This is a genomic window from Ensifer sp. ENS08, from assembly GCF_014852195.1.
In the GTDB taxonomy this organism is placed as follows: Bacteria; Pseudomonadota; Alphaproteobacteria; order Rhizobiales; family Rhizobiaceae; genus Ensifer; species Ensifer adhaerens.
Genome location: NZ_JACVBF010000002.1, coordinates 96,480 through 111,138, shown reverse-complemented (window position 1 = coordinate 111,138; position 14,659 = coordinate 96,480). Strand labels below are relative to the sequence as shown.

Annotated in this window: 12 protein-coding genes; 2 read left to right on the top strand and 10 right to left on the bottom strand. The window is 63.8% G+C overall.

The annotated features are described in order from the left end of the window. Positions 1 to 4: 4 nt before the first annotated feature. The 10 genes from IB272_RS06065 to IB272_RS06020 all read right to left on the bottom strand — a co-directional run bounded on the left by IB272_RS06065 (position 5) and on the right by IB272_RS06020 (position 11,981). Positions 5 to 1,522 (bottom strand): glycerol-3-phosphate dehydrogenase, encoded by a 1,518-nt coding sequence (locus tag IB272_RS06065; RefSeq protein WP_113135681.1) that lies wholly within the window; start codon positions 1,520 to 1,522, stop codon positions 5 to 7. A gap of 14 nt (positions 1,523 to 1,536) precedes the next feature. Next, a complete protein-coding gene (locus IB272_RS06060) occupies positions 1,537 to 2,574 on the bottom strand; it encodes a 2-hydroxyacid dehydrogenase (RefSeq protein WP_060582644.1) in 1,038 nt (345 codons plus the stop codon). Further along, positions 2,571 to 4,148, bottom strand: coding sequence for an FGGY-family carbohydrate kinase (locus IB272_RS06055; RefSeq protein ID WP_192444235.1), 1,578 nt, complete (start codon positions 4,146 to 4,148; stop codon positions 2,571 to 2,573). The genes IB272_RS06060 and IB272_RS06055 overlap by 4 nt, the downstream gene beginning before the upstream one ends. Next, complete coding sequence (locus IB272_RS06050) at positions 4,148 to 5,272, bottom strand: ABC transporter ATP-binding protein (protein ID WP_060582640.1); 1,125 nt, start codon at positions 5,270 to 5,272, stop codon at positions 4,148 to 4,150. The genes IB272_RS06055 and IB272_RS06050 overlap by 1 nt, the downstream gene beginning before the upstream one ends. Further along, positions 5,269 to 6,387, bottom strand: coding sequence for an ABC transporter ATP-binding protein (locus IB272_RS06045; RefSeq protein WP_060582638.1), 1,119 nt, complete (start codon positions 6,385 to 6,387; stop codon positions 5,269 to 5,271). Before IB272_RS06045 ends, IB272_RS06050 begins: the two co-directional genes overlap by 4 nt. A 3-nt stretch (positions 6,388 to 6,390) precedes the next feature. Then, positions 6,391 to 7,248, bottom strand: a complete 858-nt coding sequence (locus IB272_RS06040; protein WP_034792198.1) for a carbohydrate ABC transporter permease — start codon at positions 7,246 to 7,248, stop codon at positions 6,391 to 6,393. An 11-nt stretch (positions 7,249 to 7,259) separates the two neighbouring features. Further along, the gene (locus IB272_RS06035; protein WP_034792195.1) at positions 7,260 to 8,183 is read right to left on the bottom strand and encodes a sugar ABC transporter permease; all 924 of its coding nucleotides are present in this window, start codon (positions 8,181 to 8,183) and stop codon (positions 7,260 to 7,262) included. A gap of 185 nt (positions 8,184 to 8,368) precedes the next feature. Beyond that, entirely contained in the window at positions 8,369 to 9,811 is a 1,443-nt protein-coding gene (locus IB272_RS06030) for an extracellular solute-binding protein (RefSeq protein WP_034792193.1), read from the bottom strand. A 122-nt stretch (positions 9,812 to 9,933) separates the two neighbouring features. Further along, a complete protein-coding gene (locus tag IB272_RS06025) occupies positions 9,934 to 10,899 on the bottom strand; it encodes a sugar-binding transcriptional regulator (RefSeq protein ID WP_034793557.1) in 966 nt (321 codons plus the stop codon). A gap of 278 nt (positions 10,900 to 11,177) precedes the next feature. Next, entirely contained in the window at positions 11,178 to 11,981 is an 804-nt protein-coding gene (locus tag IB272_RS06020) for a LuxR C-terminal-related transcriptional regulator (protein WP_034792165.1), read from the bottom strand. A gap of 185 nt (positions 11,982 to 12,166) precedes the next feature. Here IB272_RS06020 and IB272_RS06015 point away from each other — a divergent pair, with 185 nt between their 5' ends. Together IB272_RS06015 and IB272_RS06010 are read left to right on the top strand one after the other, a co-directional pair. After that, positions 12,167 to 13,249, top strand: coding sequence for an ABC transporter ATP-binding protein (locus tag IB272_RS06015; RefSeq protein WP_034792163.1), 1,083 nt, complete (start codon positions 12,167 to 12,169; stop codon positions 13,247 to 13,249). 69 nt (positions 13,250 to 13,318) lie between these two features. Further along, complete coding sequence (locus IB272_RS06010) at positions 13,319 to 14,479, top strand: spermidine/putrescine ABC transporter substrate-binding protein (protein ID WP_060582636.1); 1,161 nt, start codon at positions 13,319 to 13,321, stop codon at positions 14,477 to 14,479. Positions 14,480 to 14,659 lie beyond the last annotated feature (180 nt).

Sequence of the window (14,659 nt, the reverse complement as noted above, 5' to 3'; positions counted from 1 at the left end):
TCCTTCAGGCCGCGGCCTGCTGGCGGTCCAGCCACTGAGTAAAGGCCTGCCGCTCGGCCGGCGTCATGTGCAGGCCATGCTTGGTGCGCCGGTCGAGAATGTCGTCCGCCGTCAGCGCCCATTCGTTTTCGATGAGGAAACGCGCCTCGCGCTCGCGAAAGAGCGAACCGAAAGCCGGGCCGAGATCATCAAGCGATGTAGCGCCGGCAAGCAGCGCATGCGTGCGAGTGCCATAGAGCCGCGCATAGTGTTTGGCGAGATCCGATGGCAACCAGCGATAGCGCGCCTTCAACTCACCCAGGAACAGATCGAAATCGGCCGCCGCCATGTCGCCGCCCGGCAGATGCGCCTTCGCCGTCCAGGCCGGCCCCATCTTGGGGAAAAACGGCTTCAGCCGCTCCAGCGCATGTTCGGAAAGCTTGCGGAAAGTGGTGATCTTGCCACCGAAGACCGAGAGCAACGGCGCCTGGTTGTCAGTCGCATCGACCTCGAAAATATAGTCACGGGTGACGGCCGAGGGGTTTTCGGCATTGTCGTCATAGAGCGGTCGTACGCCGGAGAAGCTGTAGACGATATCGTCCGACGTCAGCTGCTGCTTGAAGTAGCGGTTCACCGATTTCAAGAGATAGGCGATCTCGTTGCCGTCGGCGGTCACGTCCTCCGGACGGCCTTCGTAGGGGATATCCGTCGTTCCGATCAGCGCCAGGTCGTTCTGGTAGGGATTGATGAAGATGACCCGCTTGTCCGGGTTCTGCACCAGATAGGCCTGCCGCCCCTCCCAGAATTTCGGCACGACGATGTGGCTGCCCTTGACGAGGCGCACGCTGCGGGTGGAGTTCAGGCCCCCGATCCGGCCGATGACGTCGTTGACCCACGGACCGGCGGTGTTGACGACACAGCGCGCCCTCGCCTCGGTCTTGGCGCCGGTGCGCGTGTCGGTCATCTCGATAAACCAGAGCCCGTCCCGCCTTCGGATCGCGCTGCAGGCGGTCCGGGTCAACACCCGGGCGCCACGAGCAGTGGCATCGAGCGCGTTGAGCACCACGAGGCGCGCGTCATCGACCCAACAGTCGGAATATTCGAACGCTTTGCGATAATCGCGCTTGATCGGCGCGCCCTCGGGCGCCGTCGCAAGGTTGAGGCTGCGGGTGCCCGGCAGGCGTTTGCGCCCGCCGAGATGGTCGTAGAGGAACAGCCCGAGCCGGACGAGCCAGGCCGGGCGGTCCTGAGGGTTATGCGGCAGCACGAAGCGCATCGGCCAGATGATATGCGGCGCAGACTCCAAAAGCACCTCGCGCTCGATCAGCGCCTCGCGCACCAGCCGGAACTCGTAATATTCGAGATAACGCAGGCCGCCATGCACCAGCTTGCCGGAGCGCGAGCTGGTGCCCTGCGCCAGGTCGTCCTTTTCGCACAACAGCACCGAGAGCCCGCGCCCGGCCGCATCGCGCGCGATGCCCGCACCATTGACGCCGCCGCCGACGACGAACAGATCGTATATTCCGGTCTCGGAACTCACCATCGTTGCTCCTGTCATCAGCACGGATTGACCGGCGGCAGACCGGCGATGTAGCGGCGGACTTCCTCGGCCGCCATTTCGGCGGCGAAGGTGACGGTGCGTACCGAGGCGCCGGCAATATGCGGCGTCAGCGTCACATTCGCCAGTTGCAGCAGCGGCCAGTCTTTCGGCACCGGCTCGATCGCGAAGGTTTCGAGCATCGCCGCCGACAGATGGCCGCTCACCAGGTTCTCATAAAGGGCGTCGTAGTCGCAGAGCGGACCGCGCGCCGTGTTCACGAAGATCGCGCCCGGCTTCATCCTGGCGAAGGTCTCGGCGTTCATCATGTTGCGCGTCTCCTCCGTGACGCGCGGATGCAGGGTCACGACATCGGAACGGGAGAGAAGCGTGTCGAGCGACACCTGCTCGACGCCGGCGTTCAGATCATCGGCCGAGAGCTGCACATAGGGATCGTGCACCAGCACCTTGGTGCCGAAGGCGCGCAAAAGGCGCACCACCTTGGTGCCGATATTGCCGTAGCCGATGACGCCGACGGTCATTTCGCAGAGCTCGCGACCGGTGCGATCGGCGCGGTAGAGATCGCCCCGCCACTCGCCCTTGCGCAAGGCTTCGTGGCCGGTGCGGATCAGCCGCGTTTCGGCGAGAATGGCACCAAGCGTGAACTCGGCAACGGCGTTGGCATTGCGGCCGGGCGTGTTGACGACGCGAACGCCGGCATCGCGTGCGGCCCCCATGTCGATGTTGACAGGACCGCCGCGCGAGACGGCGACGAGCCTCAAGCCGGGCAGTGCCTGAAGCATTCCGCGCGACAGAGGCGCCAGCTGCGTCACCAGGATCTCGGCGTCACCGATGAAGTCGATAATGTCCTCCGGCTTGCCGAGATATTCCTTGAGCCCGTCCATGCCCTCGACGGCATAGCCGTGCTCCATCGGCACATCCGGCCAGGGCAGTTCGAGCGTGCGGATGTCATGGCCGTTGCCGGTCGCCTCGACGATCTTGTCGCGAAACACGTCCGGCAGCATGAACCGGTCGCCGATAATGGCTATCTTCTTCATTTCGATGTTTCCTGTTGAGTTCCCGCGGCCGCACCTTGGGAGAGTGCGTGCCAGACGGGCCTGAGCGCTGTGCGCGACTGCTGGTAGGTGGGAAAGAGTTCGTTGTAGCGGCGGGCAAGCGCCGGATCGGCGGCCTCCGCGGGGCGCTGATAGGGCGTCACCCAATCGCCGAGGCAATCGGCCATCGAGGGATAGATGCCGAGCGAGACGGCGGCGATCATCGCGGCACCGGCAGCACCGGCCTCTTCCCGCTCGCTCGTCTGGACGCTGGCGCCAAGGGTAGCACCGAGGATGCGGCGGAGCGAGGCGCTGCGGGCAGCTCCCCCCGTCAGCCGGATGCGGCCTGGAAGCGGCCCCATCTCGGCGTAGCAATCGCGCGCCGCCATGGCGAGCCCGTCGAACACCGCCTTTACCATGTCGGGAAAGCCGTGGGTGATTGACAGCCCGACGAAGGACGCCCGCGCCGTCGCGTCGACGAAGGGGCCACGCTCGCCGGCTTCCGAGATATAGGGCTGGAAGATCAATGGCGTGTCCTTGGCATCGGCCAGCCAGCCGTCGACAAAAGCGAGTAACTCGCTCTTGGATTTCTCGACCCCCATGCCCTTCAAGAGGCCTGAGGCCAGCGAGAGGATCCAGTCGATATTGAGCGTCGCGGCCATGTTCGACTGCATCTGCGCATAGGCGCCGGGGATCGGCATGCACATGGTGTAGCCGGTCAAGTCCCGGTTCAGCCGCACATCGTCGGCGCCATTGGCGAGCCGCATGTGCATGCCGGTCGAGCCGATGATCGAGCAGCCGGTATCGGTGCCCGGATCGTAGAGCCCGGCGCCAAGGGCTGTGCAGACGACATCGACGTAGCCGAGCACGATGGGCGTGCCCTCGGTGAGCCCGGTGATCCCGGCCGCTTCCGCCGACAGCGGATGATGGGTCGCCGCTCCGTCGACGATCTCGGGCAGCACATGCTTCAGCTTTTCAAGGCCGAGAAAGCGGATGACATCGTCGCTATAGCTGCGGCTGCGGAAATTGCCGAAACTGAAATTCGCCTCGGAGGGATCGGTGGCGCGTTTGCCCGTCAGCTTGAAATAGAGCCAGTCCTTGCAATGAAAGGTGGTGGCGACGCCCGAGAGCATCTCGGGCGCATGGTCGCGCATCCAGCGCAGCTGCGGCCCCTGCTGGCAGGCGGCGAGGCCAGAGCCGGTGCTTTCGAAGCGGGCGATATCGCCGCTGTCGGCGCGCAGCCGCTCGACGGTCTCGCCGGCGCGCGCGTCGAGCCACAGCCAGCCCTTGCCGACCGGCACGCCGGCCTTGTCGATCATCCATGTGCCGTCGCCCTGACCGGTCACGGCGATCGCGGCGACACGGCCGGCGAGGTTCTCGATCTTGTCGGAGAGCTGCTTCAGCGTCGTTGCCGCGTCGGCCCAGGTGCGGTCGAGATCCTGCACGCTGCCGGCGCGGCCTACGGCCTCATAGGCGTTCGGTAGTGCCGCCGTGGCGATCTGCCGGCCGGTGAGATCGAAGGCCACCGACTTGATGACCGACGTCCCCGCATCGATGCCGATGAGGATGTCCCGCATCAGGCGAGCTCCTGTCCGTGACTGATCGCCCGTCCGCTCTCGCCATCGAACACATGCAGGCTCGACGGATCGAGATGAATGCCGATCGGCTGGCCGACATCGAGCTCCGTGCGATCGTGCTCGACCAGCACCATGGTGCCGCCGGCAAAGTCCGCGGCGATATGGGTCTGGTCGCCGAGCCACTGGTTGACGGCGACGCGGCCCGTCACACCATCAGCGCTGCGGCGCACCGAATAGGGCCTGATTCCGAGCACCACCTTCTGCCGCTTGATGAGTTCGTCGCGCACCGCATGCGAGAAATCCGACGCCGCATATTCGAGCCGCACGCCGTCCTTGAGCCCAAAGGCCATCTTGCTTTCCGAGCCGGTGACGCTGGCCTCAAAGACGTTCATCGGCGGCTCGCCGACGAAGGTGCCGGTGAACAGATTGGCCGGCCGCTCCTTGATCTTCTGCGGCGTATCGAACTGTTGCAGCACGCCGCCCTCCATGACCGCGATGCGGTCGGCAAGCGCGTTCGCTTCGGTCTGGTCGTGGGTCACGAGGATCGCGGTCAGCCCGCGCTCCTTGATGAAGTGCTTGATGCGGCCGCGAAGCAGCGCCCGAAGCTGCGGCTCGAGCTGTCCCATCGGCTCGTCGAGCAGGTGCAGGTTGGCGTCGCGGATCAGCGCCCGCCCGAGCGAGGCGCGCTGCTGCTGGCCGCCGGAGATCGAGCTCGGATAGCGCCCGAGAATGTCCTCGATTTCGAGCAGTTTGGCGATACTGGCCACCTTCTCGTCGACGACGCCCTGCGAGAGCTTCGAGGCCTTCAGCGCAAAGGCGATGTTCTCGCGCACCGTCAGCGGCGGATAGAGTGAATAGCCCTCGAATGCCATGGCGACGTTGCGGCGCACCGGCGGCAGCGTCTGGACCTCTTTGCCTGCAAGCGAGATCGTTCCGCGCGAGACCGCCTCGAAGCCGGCGATCATGCGCAAGGTCGAAGTCTTGCCGCATCCGGAGGAGCCGAGCAAAGCGATGATCTCGCCCTTTCGCACATCCATGTTCAGCTTCTTCACGGCATGCACGCCGAAGTCGACGGGGCCGTAGAACTTGTCGACGTCCTTGATCAAAAGAGCGGTGTCGGTCATGCCGCTTCTCCATTGCGCTTGGCTGCAAGGTCGGCGCGCGGCAAAAGAGCGCCGCTCGTCTTGTCGAAGAGAAAGGCCTGCGCGCCATTGACGGCAATATGGGCAGGTCCGGCGGTCGGACCAGGCGTGCCGGCCGGACGCGACACCAGGATTTCGCGGCCGCGTGCCGTCAGCGCCAGCGTCACGGTCTTTTCGTTGAGCGGCGTTTCCGCCTCGACCGTCACAGGAATGGCGCCAGGTGCCGCCGCATCGACGAAACTGATCGCCTCCGGCCTGAGCCCGATAACGCACGGACTGCCGACGACATCGGCGCCATAGTCGCCGAGCCGCACCCGGACATTCGAGAGCTCGACGAAGACGTCTCCGCCGCTGCGCTGCGGCGTGACATCCAGCAGGTTGATCGTCGGATCGCCGAAGAGCCGTGCGATCTCGATATCGGCGGGCGCGTTGTAGATCTCTTGCGGCGTGCCGATCTGGCGGATGCGGCCTGAGGCCATGACCGCGATCCGGTCGCCGAGCGCCATCGCCTCCTTGTAGTCCTGGGTGACGTAGACGACGGTGGCGCCTTGCGCTGCGAGCAGTCGCGGCAGTTCCAGCCGCATCTCGAAGCGGAGCTTCGCGTCGACGTTGCGCAAGGGATCATCGAGGAGAAGCAGCGGCGGCGAGCCGACAAGCGCACGGGCAAGTGCCGTGCGCTGCTTCTGACCGTTCGACAGTGCCTTCGGGTGATGCGTCAGCACATGGTCGATCTTTAAGAGCTTGGCGACCTTCTGCACGCCTGCCGCTATTTTCTCCTTCGACGATCGCGTCGCCGTCAGCGGGCTTGCAATATTGTCGAAGGCACTCATGTGCGGGAAGAGCGCGAAGTTCTGGAAGGCCATGCCGACGCCGCGATGTTCGGCATCGACATCGGTCATGTCCTCGCCGCCGATCAGCACCCTGCCCTCGTCCGGCTCGATAACGCCGGCAACCAGCCGGAGCAGCACGGTCTTGCCGGCGCCGGAGGGGCCGAAGAGCACCAGCCGTTCACCGTCGGCGACGTCAAGCGTGAGATCGTCGAGAACCGTCTGGCTCTTGTAGCGCTTGACGATATTCTTCAGTTGCAGCGTGGTCATGAGTTACCCTTTCACCGCGCCGAGCGACAGGCCTTCGACGAGGTAGCGCTGGGCGTAGAGTGCAAGTGCGAGCGTCGGCGTGACCGAAAGCACGATGGCCGCGGCGATCTGTCCGTATTGGATGCCCGAGGAGGTGACGAAGGCAAGCGCGCCGACCGTCACCGGCTGCTTGTCGGCAGATGCCAGCACCAGCGCGAAGACGAAGTTGTTCCAGGCGAAGATGAAGGCGAGCAGGCCGGCAGCGGCAATGCCGGGGCCGGCAAGCGGCAGCGCGATCTTGCGGAACGTCGCAAACCAGGAGTGCCCGGCGATGCGATAGGCATATTCGACGTCGGCCGAAATGTCCTCGAAGTAGCCGCGCACGATCCAGAGAATCAGCGGCAGGCAGATCAGCTGGTAGACCCAGATCAGGCCGAAGTAAGTGTTGGAGAGCCCGAGCCACTGGAAGTACTGCGTCAGCGGCAGAAGCACCAGCAGCGGCGGCGCGAAGCGGAAAGACAGCAGCGTGAACGCGATGTCTTCCGATCCTTTGAACTTGTGGCGGGCAAAGGCATAGGCCGCTGGCACGCCGAGCACCAGCGCCACGGCGACGGAGGCGACCGACAGGAAGATCGAGTTGCCGAGATTGCGCATGAAGGCGATGTCGAGCGTTCCGGCCGCCGTCTGCAGCTTGCCGGTGATCAGCGCCGCATAGTTGGAAAGCGTCGGCGAGAACACGACCGATGGCGGGATCGCGAGGATCGTCTCGTTCGTCTGGAACGACATCAGGAAGATCCAGAAGATCGGGAACATGAAGAAGACGACGACGAGCGTGAGGGCGAGACCGCGCAAGGTCCGTTCGAGCGGAGACATGGTTTCCATTGGTCCCTCCTTTACGCTTCGCCGCGTGCGCGTTCGCGCAGCCGCAGCCAGTTCTTGATGAAGACGTTGGACAGCGTGTAGGTGATCGCCCACAGGATGATCAGCAGTGCCGCCGACCGGCCGACATTGGTCGACTGGAAGAAGTTGAGATAGGCCTCGACCTGGAAGACGGTGAGCGTGTTGCCGGGCCCGCCCTGGGTCATCGCGTAGATGATGTCGAACTGCTGGATACTGTCGAGCAACCGGAACAGCGTTGCCGTCAGGATGTAAGGTGTGAGCATCGGAAGCGTGATGCGGAAGAAGACGAAGCTGCGCGGCACGCCATCAAGGGCCGCCGCCTCGAAGGGCTGCGTCGGCAGCGAGCGCAAGCCCGCAAGCAGCAGGATCATGATGAAGGGCGTATAGACCCAGATGTCGACGAGCACGACGGTGAGCAGCGCTGTGTCCGGCGAGGACGCCCAGCGGAAATCATGAAGTCCGATCAGGCTTGCGAGATAGCTGAGGATACCGAAGCTCGGATTGGTCATCAGCTTCCACATCAAGGCGGCCAGCGCCGGCGCGATCATCAGCGGCAAAAGCAGCATGATCGAGATGAAGTTGTTGACCGCGGAGCGCCGCTGCAGCAGCAGCGCGATGCCGAGACCGAGCAGCAGTTCCAGCGTCACGGTGAGGCCGGCATAGAGCAGCGACACTTTCAGCGTGTTCCAGAAGGCCGGGTCGGTGAAGAAGTTGAGGTAGTTTTCGCCCCAGTTGAACTGGCGCGCCCAGGGCTGGCTCAACCGGTAGCGCTGGAAGGAGTAGATGACCGCCGTGAAGAACGGGATGAGGATGCCGATGCAGACGAGCAGCGCCGGCAGGCTCAGCACATAGGGAAGCATCTTCCTGCTGATCCTGAAACCGGAGGCTGGTCTCTTGAGGGTTTCTGTTGAAGCCATGTCGAGCTCCGTTCCTGACGTCTTTAAAGAGCACGCGGCACGCGGCAGCCTTCAGGCGCCGCGCCAGTTCCTCGGCATCTCAGGTTGATTTCGGCGCGACCTCAAACCGGTCGCAACAGGCCGGTCGAGCCGGCATCTCGGGATCCCCGGCGCGTGCTGGCGCCGGGGATCGCTTGGGAGGCCTATCAGCCGAGACCCGCCTCTTGGAGCTGGCGGTTGATGCTTTCCACGAGCTGGTCGAGACCTTCATCGACCGGCACCTGCTTGGCGACCATCTTCTGCAGCGTCGACGCCCATTCGGTGGTCACGTCGAAGAACAGCGGCTGCGGCGTGAACTTGATGGAGGCGCCGGCGGCCGAGGCGTCGAACATTTCGACGTAACCCGGATACTTGCCGTTGAGCTTCTCGCGGAAGATCTCGTCCTTCCAGATCGACTGGCGAACCGGGTCGACGAAGTCCATCTTGGTGGCGCCGAACAGCGCATGCTCCGGACCGGAAGCCCATTGCAGGAAGTACCAGGTGGCGTCCTTGTCCTTGGAGAAGTTGGACATGGCAAGCGACCAGATCCAGATGTTCGGCGTCGAGGCAGTGGCCTCCGGATTGGCGGCAAAGGCGGCATAACCGAGCTTGCCGGCCATCTTGTTGTCGCCACCGTTCATGAAGTAGCCGAGGCAATCGGCGTCGAAGATCATCGCCGAAGCGCCGGCGCCAAGGTCGGTGCCGACCTGATACCAGGTGTAGGTCGACCAGTCCTTCGGACCACTTTCCTGGATCATCTGCACGAACTTGGCGTGGTAGGCCTTGGATTCCGCCGTGCCCATCGCCGCTGACAGCTTGCCGTCGGCCGAGACGTTCAGGTCCTTCTGGTTGAAGTTGGCATAACCCGACAGGAAGCCCGGATGGATCGTCGCCCAGGAGCGCGAACCGCGAACGCCGATGCCGTAGATGCCACCGATGTCCTTCTGCAGCTTGGCCGCAACCGTGATCATGTCGTCGAGGTTCTTCGGCAGCTCGACGCCGGCCTTGTCGAACATCTCGCGGTTATAGGTGATGTTGTTCTGCTCGAACGCCCAAGGAATGCACCACTGCTTGGCGTCTTCCGAGCCCAGCGCCCCGCCCGGCTGGCCGTTCCAGGCGCAGGAGTTCTTCACGCCTGCGAGGAAATCGTCCCAGTTGTAGTTGGGGTTGGTCTTGGCCGGATCCTTGATCCATTCGTTGAGGTCGGCGATCCAGCCGGCCGGACCATAGGTCCAGGTCATGTAGGCGCCGGTCATGAAGGCATCGTATTCTGCCGAGCCCGAAGACAACGCCGCCGTCACCTTGTCGAAATAGACATCTTCCGGAAACACGTCATAGGTAACGTCGATGCCGGTCAGGTCCTTGAAGGCTTGCAGGTTGGCGATCATCGCATCGGCGTAAGGGTGCTTGTTCAAAAGCAGCTTCAGCTTCTTGCCCGAATGCGCCTTCCAGTCGAAATCGGCGGCGAGCGCCTGCGTCGACATCATGTTGAACAACGTGCCGGCCGTGCCGGCTGCCAGGCCTGCAGCCCCCAATCCCTTGAGCATGCCGCGGCGGTCCACCTCCCCACGCAGGAATGCGCTGATGAGGTCCTTCTCCTTCTCGTACATTCGTCTTCTCCTCCGTTGCGGGTATGATTGCGACTGCCGGCTACCCCACCGGTATTCCTCCCGTTAAGGCCCGGATGGCAGATCCTCCCCGCCCTCCGCATGGCCTCGAATGTGTCAGCGCCTCATGCGCCGTCGGCGGCCAGCGCCCTCGCAGTCCTCTCGTCGGTAATGAGACCGCTTAATTGCCCGCTAGCGAGCACCGCCCGGATGGCCGGAACCTTGATCTTGCCGCCGGCAACAGCGACCGTGCGGCGGTTCTTCAGGTCCTCGCGGCTGAGCGTAAACGTGCGGTCGGAAAGCGTCGTCTCGACCGGCTTGCCGTCGCGGTCGAAGAAGTGGCCGAGCAACTCTCCCATCGCCCCACCCTTCTGGATGTCCTCGATCTCGCTGGTCTCGATCATGCCGGTCGAAACCAGCGACGCCTCGCGCTCGACGGTGCCAATGCCGACCATCAGGAGATCGGCTGTCTTGGCGAGATCGAAGACTTCGCGCACGCCGCGCTGGCTGAAGAGCACGTCGCGATCCTCGACCGTGTTGGCGAAGAACGGCACTGGCATGACATAGGCCTCTGCCCCCGTACGCTCGGCGAGCCGGTGGATCACGTCATGCGGGTTGGCGGAGAACTTGCGGGTAAGCCCGCCGAGCAGCGACACGAAGCGGGTGTTGCCGCTGGCGATCCGCGGCAGATATTCGACGCAAGCAGCAAGCGTGCGGCCATGACCGACTCCGACCAGCGCCGTTTCGCCACGCTCGATCTCACGCTTCAGGAACTGTGCGCCGGAAATGCCAAGCGCCTTCAGCGGCAGGTCATCGGAATCGAAGTCCGGCACCACTTCGCAATAGTCGAGGCCGTAGCGCGCCGAAAGCGCCTGTTCAAGCTCCACGCATTCGGAGACTTCGCCGTCGATATAGACCTTCACCAGGCCTTCCTGGTTGGCCTTCATGATCAGCCGGTGGGCCTTGAGCGAGGTGAGCCCCAGGCGCTTGGCGACCTCCGCCTGGGTCAGGCCGCCGGCATAGTGCAGCCAGGCCGCCCGTGTCGCCATGCTGGTTTCGTCATCACGAATGCCCGTCCCGCCAATCGTCATTGTCTCCACCCGGCTCTTGTTGCGCTGCATGATATTTTTTGCACCGCGTGATATTTTTATCCGTTAATGAAAGAAATTTCATGGCGTGAAATTTTTGTCAATAGCGTTTGACAAATGAACGATCACGTTTGCGAAGAGTCGGTTGAGCAGTTGCGGCGGCTGCACGCAGGGGCAGCGGTCGCAGGCAAGCGCCAGACGGCGTAGGCTCGTCAAAAGCGGAAAAGGGGCAACGCAGGCGGAAGATCGAACCGCCGATCAGCGGTGCAAGGATCGCAGGATTATTGCCCGAGATTTCTCAGATAGAGCGACAGAAGCTGTGTCTGCGAGGAGATGCCGAGCTTGCGATAGACGTTGCGGCGATGAACCTTCACCGTGCCGGTGGAGATGCCGAGCCTGAGGCCGATCGATTCTGACGAATGGCCCTGCAGCACCAGTTCGATGATCGAGGCTTCGCGGTCCGTCAGATTGAGATGCTGCCAGACGCCGTCGGCCGGCGGGTGCGTCGCCTTGCGCCTGCTGCGCCCGGTTTTCGCCAGCGCCGCATCGAACCGGCGGCCCAGATCGGCCCAGTGATGGCGCACCAGGCCGGAGACCAGCGGCTCCACCTTTTTCAACAGCGCGAACTCCGTCGCGCTGAAAGTCCCCGTCGCCTCGCGCCGCATCAGCGAAAGCACGACGGTGATCTGCTCGTCGATCGGCACGAAGAAGCCGACCTCTTCGGCAAGCCCCGTCTGCACATAATAGGTGCGATAATATTCCGAGGAGAAGAACCGGTCGGGCGCCAGCTCCCGCATCCGCCAGACGCCGGGCTCACTCTTGATCGCCGCGTGGTAGAACGGGTCGAGCAGGTACGGTCCAGCCTGATAGAGGCTGACGAAGAGCACGTGATCCTTGGCGTTGAAGGTGCTGTAGAGGTCGATCGGTCGTTCCTTGCCGCGGTAGGCAAAGACAACCACGTAGTCGAAGGTCATCAGCGTCGACATCAGCCGCCGATAGGTAGAGCCGACGGCATCGTCGTCCATCGCGGCACCCGCCACCAGCGGCGCCATGACCTGAAAAAGTCCTTCGAGATCGACGCTCAAACCGCCCTCCCGGCCGGTGTTTCCTGCTCTGGGGTATACTCCTCACACAGAGCAATCTGCGTTGAAATACCTCTCTCGGGGTATATACCGGCAGGGCATGCGGTGACTAGGCTGTGTGTCAATGACGGTGGAGTGCCAGGATGCAAGATCCTGGCGACATCCGATAACAACCGCAGGGAACAGACGTGACATCCGCTTCGACGAACGACATCGAGTTCCGTTCGGTCGCCAAACGTTATGGCGCCGTGACGGCCGTTTCCGACATCAATCTTCAGGTGCCGCGCGGCGCCTTCATGGCGCTTCTCGGGCCATCGGGTTGCGGCAAGACCACGTGTCTGCGCATGATCGGCGGCTTCGAGCAGCCGAGCGAAGGCACGGTCTTCATCAGCGGCGAGCCGATGAATGGCGTTGCCGCCTATCGCCGCCCGGTCAACATGGTGTTCCAGCACTATGCGCTGTTCCCCCATCTCGACGTCGAGCAGAACGTCTCCTACGGGCTGAAGCAGATGCGGCCGCGCATCGCCGGCGCCGAGATTTCTCGCCGCGCCCAGGAGGCGCTGGAGATGGTACGGCTCGGCGGTTTCGGCAAGCGCCGCATCCACGAAATGTCCGGCGGCCAGCAGCAGCGCGTGGCGCTCGCCCGCGCCATCGTCAACAAGCCGAAGGTGCTGCTGCTCGACGAGCCCCTCGCCGCCCTCGACAAGAAGCTGCGCACCGCCATGCAGATCGAGCTGCAGACGCTGCAGCGCGAGCTCGGCATCACCTTCGTGCTCGTCACCCACGACCAGGAGGAAGCGCTGTCGATGAGCGATTTCGTCTGCGTCATGAATGCCGGTCGCATCGTCCAGGTCGGCCCGCCGCAGGAAATCTACGACAGGCCCGCAAGCCTCTTCGTCGCCGATTTCGTCGGCAAGACCAATCGCATCTCGGCGACCGTCGACGGCAACGCCTCGATCGAGCTCGCCAACGGCACGCGTTTTGCCGCCCCCGCGATCAACGGCACACGGGGGGCGGCCATGGTGGCACTCCGGCCCGAGGCGATCCGCCTGACGCGCAACGGTGCCGTCAGCACGGCGGCGCTGGCCGGCACCGTCACCCACCGGATCTTCCTGGGGTCAGCGGTCGAATATTCCGTCGCGGTCGACGGTCTCGGCGACTTCCTCGTGACGGCCGACCGTCGCACGCTCGGCGACAGCGAGCTGGTCGAGCCCGGCGAGAAGGTCGGCCTCGCCTTCGATCCGAACGCGCTTCACGTCTTTCCAGCCTGACATCGCCCGGCTTCCGAAGCCGGTTCTGCCGCCTACGCATGAACGTCAAACGATAAAGGGAACAGCGTCATGAGCAAATGGTACAGAGAAAATGCCCCTATCACCGCCGACCAGCTCGCGGACGAACTGATGCGCCTGAAGCGCGGCTCGGTCACGCGCCGCCACTTCCTCGGCGTCACCGGCCTCGGTCTTGCGACCGCCGTGCTCGCGCGCCAGCCCGGCCTCTTCAATTCCACCGCCTTTGCCGGCGACCTCGGCACGCAGATGTCGATCGCCACCTGGCCGAACTACCATGATCCGGCGACCTTCGAAGCCTTCCAGGCGGCCACCGGCGTTGCCGTCGAGGTCAACGTCTTCGGCTCCAACGAAGAGATGCTGGCGAAACTCCAGGCCGGCGGCACCGGCTGGGACCTCTTCGTTCCCACCAACTACACGATCTCGACCTATGTGAAGCTTGGCCTCATCGACGAACTCGATCTTTCCAAGCTTCCCAACTATGACGCGTCGACCGAGACGGCGCGCTTTACCAACGAAGGCATCGTCGACGGCAAGACCTATGCCGTGCCGAAGAACTGGGGTACGACCGGCATCGCGGTCAATTCGGCGAAGATCAAGAAGCCGGTGACGAGCTGGAAGGAATTCTTCGAGATCGCCATGACCGAAGGCGACGGCCGCGCCATGGTGCACGATTACCAGCTCACCACCATCGGCAACGCGCTGGTGTCGCTCGGCTATTCCTTCAACTCGATCAAGCCGGACGAACTCGCCAAGGCCGAGGAACTGCTGATCAAGGTGAAGCCGCACCTCTACGCCATCAACAGCGACTACCAGCCGTCGATGCGCGCGACCGATGCCTGGATGACCATGTGCTGGACCAATGACGGCGCCCAGCTCAACCGCGACATGCCGGAAATCCTGTTCACACTCGGCAAGGACGGCGGCGAGATCTGGTCGGACTTCTACGCGATCCCGAAGAGTGCCGCCAACAAGGCCGCCGGCTACGCGCTGCTCAACTATCTGATGGCGCCGGAAAACGCCATGAAGGAGCACATCGCCAACGGCGCACCGACCACCGACAGCCGCGTCATGAAGCTGCTGCCGGTCGACGTCACCTCCAACAAGATCGTCTATCCGGACGAGGCCGCGCTGACGCCGCTCGAATTCGGCGCCGCCGTGACCCTCACCGACCCCGGCCGCGCCGAGCTGATGGCGCGTTTCAAGTCGGCTTGATCTGGCATGTGACTGCCCCTCATCCGCCTGCCGGCACCTTCTCCCCGCAAGCGGGGAGAAGGAACGAGCGGCAAGCTCCCTGGCCTCCTGCTTCTGCCGGAAGAAAGGGACCGGGCGGGTGCCACAAATCCCCTTCCCCCACCTGCGGGGGGAAGGGGCCGGCAGGCGGATGAGGGGCCT

Coding starts and splice junctions, on each gene's coding strand:
- IB272_RS06065 (WP_113135681.1), bottom strand. CDS start 1,522: ATGGTGAGTTCCGAGACCGGAATATACGATCTGTTCGTCGTCGGCGGC.
- IB272_RS06060 (WP_060582644.1), bottom strand. CDS start 2,574: ATGAAGAAGATAGCCATTATCGGCGACCGGTTCATGCTGCCGGACGTG.
- IB272_RS06055 (WP_192444235.1), bottom strand. CDS start 4,148: ATGCGGGACATCCTCATCGGCATCGATGCGGGGACGTCGGTCATCAAG.
- IB272_RS06050 (WP_060582640.1), bottom strand. CDS start 5,272: ATGACCGACACCGCTCTTTTGATCAAGGACGTCGACAAGTTCTACGGC.
- IB272_RS06045 (WP_060582638.1), bottom strand. CDS start 6,387: ATGACCACGCTGCAACTGAAGAATATCGTCAAGCGCTACAAGAGCCAG.
- IB272_RS06040 (WP_034792198.1), bottom strand. CDS start 7,248: ATGGAAACCATGTCTCCGCTCGAACGGACCTTGCGCGGTCTCGCCCTC.
- IB272_RS06035 (WP_034792195.1), bottom strand. CDS start 8,183: ATGGCTTCAACAGAAACCCTCAAGAGACCAGCCTCCGGTTTCAGGATC.
- IB272_RS06030 (WP_034792193.1), bottom strand. CDS start 9,811: ATGTACGAGAAGGAGAAGGACCTCATCAGCGCATTCCTGCGTGGGGAG.
- IB272_RS06025 (WP_034793557.1), bottom strand. CDS start 10,899: ATGACGATTGGCGGGACGGGCATTCGTGATGACGAAACCAGCATGGCG.
- IB272_RS06010 (WP_060582636.1), top strand. CDS start 13,319: ATGAGCAAATGGTACAGAGAAAATGCCCCTATCACCGCCGACCAGCTC.